Raw genomic sequence first — 3,380 nt, 5'->3', positions numbered from 1 at the left:
CACGCCCTCATCGGCCACAGCCTCGGCGAACTCGTCGCCGCCACCCTCGCCGACGTCTGGACCCTCGACGACGCCCTCCACATCACCTGCCTACGGGGCAAGCTGATGCAGCAGCAGGCCCCGGGCGCGATGCTGGCGGTGTCGCTCGGCGAGGCCGAGGCGACGGCGTTCGTGACCGACGACTGCGTCCTGGCAGCGGTGAACAGCCCGCGGCAGACGGTGCTCTCCGGCACCCACGAGGCGATCGACCGGGCGGCCGCCGCACTGACCGAGCGCGGCGTGCGGCACCGACGGCTGGCCACCTCGCACGCCTTCCACTCCCCGATGATGGAGCCGATGCTGGCGGAGTTCGAGCGGGAGATCGCGCGGCTGGAACTGAAGGCACCCCGTATCCGGTTCGTGTCGAACGTGACCGGCGACTGGATCACGGCGGAGCAGGCCACCAGCGCTTCCTACTGGGCCCAGCACATCCGCAGCACCGTGCGGTTCTCCGCCGGCCTGTCCACCCTCCTGCGGGACGAGCCCGACGCCGTGCTGCTGGAGGTCGGGCCCGGCGCCGCGGTCAGGATGATGGTGGCCGACCACCCGGAGGCCCGCGAGCGGATCCTGCTGCCCTCCATGCGGCACGCCCGCGAGGACCGCGACGACGTCCAGGTGGCCCGGGAGTCGCTGGCGCGGCTCTGGGTCAACGGCGCACCCGTCCGCTGGTCCGCACTGCACGAACACCGCAAGCCGCGGAAGGTGCCGCTGCCCGCTCACGCGTTCGACCACAAGCGCTACTGGATCGAGCGGGCCGCCCAGCGGCCGTCGGGTCAGGACGGGACGCGACTGTTCCGGCCGGTCCTCCGGAAGGCAGCCTCCCCCGCCGCCACCACCGAGCCGGGCACGGCGCGCTGGCTGGTCTTCACCGACGCCGCCCCGGCCACCGACCGCTGGACGGCACGGCTGCGCGAGTCGGGCGAGCAGGTGGTCACGGTGACCGCGGGCACCGACTACGAGCGCACGGCCCAGGACGCCTTCCGCGTCCGGCCCGAGATCGCCGCGGACTTCGAGCAGCTGGTGGACGCGCTCCAGGAGCAGGGCGGACCCCGCACCTGGAACGTGCTGTACCTGTGGGACGTCGAGGCAGGCGCGAGCCTGGAGCAGGCCCGCGTCCGGTCGCTCGACGGCCTGGTGCTCCTGGCCCGCGCCGTGGGCCCGCGCCGTGGCGCCGACGCCACCCGGCTCGCCGTCGTCACCCGTGGTCTGGCCCGGCTGGAGGGGCGGGAGCCGACGGCTCCCTCGGCACAGGCGCTGGTCCTCGGCCCGGTGCGGACCCTTCCGCTGGAGTATCCGGCGCTCACCGCGTCGGTGATCGACTTCGAGGCCGCGGCGGACGGCGCGGAGGACGGCTTCGAGGCGGCCTTCCAGTCGGTCGTCACCGAGGTGCGCGCGGCGCTGCCGGACAGCCTGGTCGCGTACCGCGGCGCGGTCCGCCATGTCGAGCGCGTCGAGCAGTTGCCGACCGCCTCCGCCGCGGCGCGGACCCGTTTCCGCCAGGGTGCGGTCTACCTGGTCACGGGCGGCTTCGGTGGCATCGGCAGCGAGATCGCGGGCTGGCTGGCGCGCAGCTACCAGGCGCGTCTGGTGCTCACCGGGCGCACCCCGCTGCCGCCGCGCGAGCAGTGGGCGGAGCTGGAGGGTGACCCGGGTACCGAGGCGGAGATCCGCCGCAGGCTGGCTCTGGTCCGCCGACTGGAGTCGGCCGGCGCCGAGGTGCACGTCGAGTGCTTCGACGTGACGGACCGGGAGGCGCTCGCGCAGGCCCTGGGCCGCGCCGAGGCGCGTTTCGGGCCGGTTGAGGGCGTGATCCACGCCGCGGGCCTGGCCGGAGGCGGGCTGGCGCAGTTCCAGCAGTCCGAGGCCATGCGGCAGGTGCTGGCGCCCAAGCTGGACGGCACGCTCGCCCTCGCCTCGGCGCTGCGGGAGCACCGGCTCGCCTTCTTCGCCGTCTTCTCCTCCGTCAGCGCGCTGCTGGGCAACGTCGGCCAGGTCGACTACTGCGCCGCGAACGCCTTCCTGGACAGCTGGGCGTGCTCGCCCGAGGCTCCGGAAGGTGCCGTGACCATCGCCTGGGACACCTGGCGCGGCGTCGGAATGGCGGCGCCCGAGCGCCTGCCTGCGGCCGTCGTCGCCGCCCACGCGGATCACGAGCGGTCCGGGATCTCGGCCACCGCCGCCCTGGCGGTCTTCGAGCAGGCGGTCAGCGGTGGGCAGCGGCGCGTCGTGGTGTCGACCGGCACGCTGCCCGACCGTCTCGCCGCCCGCGGCGCCCGCCACCTCGAACCGACCCGGCACGACGCCGGAGCGCCGGTCGAGCGGTCCCGGGCCGAGGTCGAGGAGACGCTGATCGAGATCTGGCGGAACCTCTTCGGGCGTTCGGAGATCGATGTCGACGCGAACTTCTTCGAACTGGGCGGCGACTCGCTGCTCGTGATCGAGGCGGGTCGGCAGATCAAGGAGCGGCTGCAGACCGCACTCCCGGTGTCCGACCTCTTCAAGTACCCGACCGTCGCCCACCTGGTCGACCGGCTGTCCCCGGATCCGGCGGCGCAGGCGCTCCCGGCCCAGCGGACCGCGGAACCGAGGCCGGCGGACGACTCGGCGATCGCCGTGATCGGCATGGCGGCCCGTTTCCCGGGCGCGGACAACGTCGAGGAGTTCTGGCAGAACCTCGTCAACGGCGTCGAGTCGCTGGTGCCCACTTCGGAGCCGGCCGAGTCGGCGATCGGCCCCCGCGGCCGGTACGTCGCTGTGGCCGGCACCCCGAACGGCGTCGACCAGTTCGACCCGGGCTTCTTCGGCTTCTCGCCGCGCGAGGCGGAGGTCATGGACCCGCAGCAGCGCCTGCTGCTGATGTGCTCGTACGAGGCTCTGGAGGACTCGGGCTACGACCCGCGGAACTACCCCGGGTCGGTCGCCGTCTACGTCGGCGCCGCGATGAGCAGCTACCTGCTCAACAACCTGGTGCCCCACCGCGGTACCTCCGACCTCGATCCCCTCTTCGTCGGGATGGGCAACGACAAGGACTTCGCGGCGACCCAGATCTCGTACCGGCTCAACCTGCGCGGCCCGAGCGTGAGCGTCAGCACCGCGTGCTCGAGCTCGCTCGTCGCGATCGCGCAGGCCTGCCGGAGCCTCGCGGCAGGAGAGTGCGACGCGGCGATCGCGGGCGGGGCGAAGGTGCGCGTGCCGGAGCGCGGCGGCTACCTCTACCAGGACGGCGGGATCCAGTCTCCGGACGGACACTGCCGTCCGTTCGACGCCGACGCGAACGGCACGGTCTTCGCCAGCGGCGTGGGCATCGTCGTCCTCAAACGCCTCAGCGACGCCCTGCGCGA

The 3,380-nt window shown here is 73.5% G+C and carries 1 protein-coding gene; it reads left to right on the top strand.

From position 1 onward, the window contains the following. A partial coding sequence (locus ACFC1R_RS38675) for an SDR family NAD(P)-dependent oxidoreductase (protein ID WP_375946407.1) occupies positions 1-3,380 on the top strand: 3,380 nt, incomplete at both ends.

The organism is Kitasatospora sp. NPDC056138 (genome assembly GCF_042264695.1).
GTDB lineage: Bacteria > Actinomycetota > Actinomycetes > Streptomycetales > Streptomycetaceae > Kitasatospora.
The sequence above is the reverse complement of the archived record's forward strand: the minus strand, read 5'-3'. Positions and strand labels throughout refer to the sequence as shown.